This is a genomic window from Paraburkholderia guartelaensis (genome assembly GCF_004353905.1).
GTDB classification, from domain to species: Bacteria; Pseudomonadota; Gammaproteobacteria; order Burkholderiales; family Burkholderiaceae; genus Paraburkholderia; species Paraburkholderia guartelaensis.
Window position 1 is genome coordinate 1 of sequence record NZ_SMOD01000146.1, and the last position, 1,556, is coordinate 1,556.

A 1,556-nucleotide genomic window follows, 5' to 3' on the forward strand; every position below is an offset into this window, starting at 1 on the left:
GTCCCAAGGGTATGGCTGTTCGCCATTTAAAGAGGTACGTGAGCTGGGTTGAAAACGTCGTGAGACAGTTTGGTCCCTATCTGCCGTGGGCGCTGGAAGTTTGAGTGGGCCGGCGCCTAGTACGAGAGGACCGGAGTGGACGAACCTCTGGTGTACCGGTTGTGACGCCAGTCGCATCGCCGGGTAGCTATGTTCGGAAGAGATAACCGCTGAAAGCATCTAAGCGGGAAACTCGCCTCAAGATGAGACTTCCCCGGGGACTAGATCCCCTTGAAGGGTCGTTCGAGACCAGGACGTTGATAGGTCAGGTGTGGAAGCGCAGTAATGCGTTAAGCTAACTGATACTAATTGCCCGTAAGGCTTGATCCTATAACAGGTGTGCCTCCCTCCGGCTGTGGAGAGAAGGACGCACAGGTTGAGCGATCGCGTGTTGTGCCTGAAACAACACAACCCCAATTCAGCAACACCTCTTTACGCTTCTTCCCGATTGGCTGTGGCGCAGCACCCTGCGACGCAGCAACCCGTCATGCCTGATGACCATAGCGAGCTGGTCCCACCCCTTCCCATCCCGAACAGGACCGTGAAACAGCTCCACGCCGATGATAGTGCGGATTGCCCGTGTGAAAGTAGGTAATCGTCAGGCTCCTTAACAAGCGAGACCCCGGCCCTAAAAAGCCGGGGTTTTTGCTTTTCCGCTCTCCCTATAAGTGAGAGCGTTGTGGGATCGACGCCGAACAAAGTGCTTGACACGATTCGGATGTTCCCCCATAATCATCAGTTCTCTGCGGAGGGGTGCCCGAGTGGCTAAAGGGGGCAGACTGTAAATCTGTTGGCTTACGCCTACGTTGGTTCGAATCCAACCTCCTCCACCAGAATTCAGCTGTAGCAGTGATGGGCCGGTAAAGATTGCGCTAGCAGTTGCGCGATCGAAATGGCCGGCGAACCTCGCGGGTGTAGCTCAATGGTAGAGCAGAAGCCTTCCAAGCTTACGACGAGGGTTCGATTCCCTTCACCCGCTCCAGCGAAGCATTAAAGCGGTTCAGAGCAGTTTTCGCCCATGTGGCTCAGTGGTAGAGCACTCCCTTGGTAAGGGAGAGGTCGGCAGTTCGATCCTGCCCATGGGCACCAGCCGGTATCTAGCGGGCCTCAGAAGCCTCGCATCGAGCAGGCAGCAGCAAGCCAGTGATTGTTTGCGCGCCCCGCGCAACGTACGGAAAAATCCTCTTAGGAGTCGAAAATGGCCAAGGGTAAGTTTGAGCGGACCAAGCCGCACGTGAACGTGGGCACGATCGGTCACGTTGACCACGGCAAGACCACGCTGACGGCAGCGATCACGACGGTTCTGACCGCCAAGTTCGGCGGCGAAGCGAAGGCGTACGACCAGATCGACGCAGCGCCGGAAGAAAAGGCACGTGGTATTACCATCAACACCGCGCACGTCGAGTACGAAACGGCTAACCGCCACTACGCACACGTCGACTGCCCGGGCCACGCTGACTACGTGAAGAACATGATCACGGGCGCGGCACAGATGGACGGCGCGATCCTGGTGTGCT

At 57.1% G+C, this 1,556-nt stretch carries 1 protein-coding gene, 3 tRNA genes and 2 rRNA genes; all 6 read left to right on the forward strand.

What is annotated here, in order from left to right:
- Window positions 1-369 (forward strand): 23S ribosomal RNA (locus E1N52_RS43640); the annotation flags it as partial.
- A 160-nt stretch (window positions 370-529) separates the two neighbouring features.
- Window positions 530-643: ribosomal RNA gene (gene rrf / locus E1N52_RS43645) — 5S ribosomal RNA — on the forward strand.
- A 143-nt stretch (window positions 644-786) separates the two neighbouring features.
- Window positions 787-872: transfer RNA gene (locus tag E1N52_RS43650), tRNA-Tyr, on the forward strand.
- A gap of 75 nt (window positions 873-947) precedes the next feature.
- Window positions 948-1,021, forward strand: a tRNA-Gly gene (locus E1N52_RS43655).
- A 32-nt stretch (window positions 1,022-1,053) separates the two neighbouring features.
- Window positions 1,054-1,128, forward strand: a tRNA-Thr gene (locus tag E1N52_RS43660).
- A gap of 109 nt (window positions 1,129-1,237) precedes the next feature.
- On the forward strand, window positions 1,238-1,556 hold a 319-nt coding region (locus E1N52_RS43665; protein ID WP_205965783.1), incomplete at its 3' end, for a GTP-binding protein.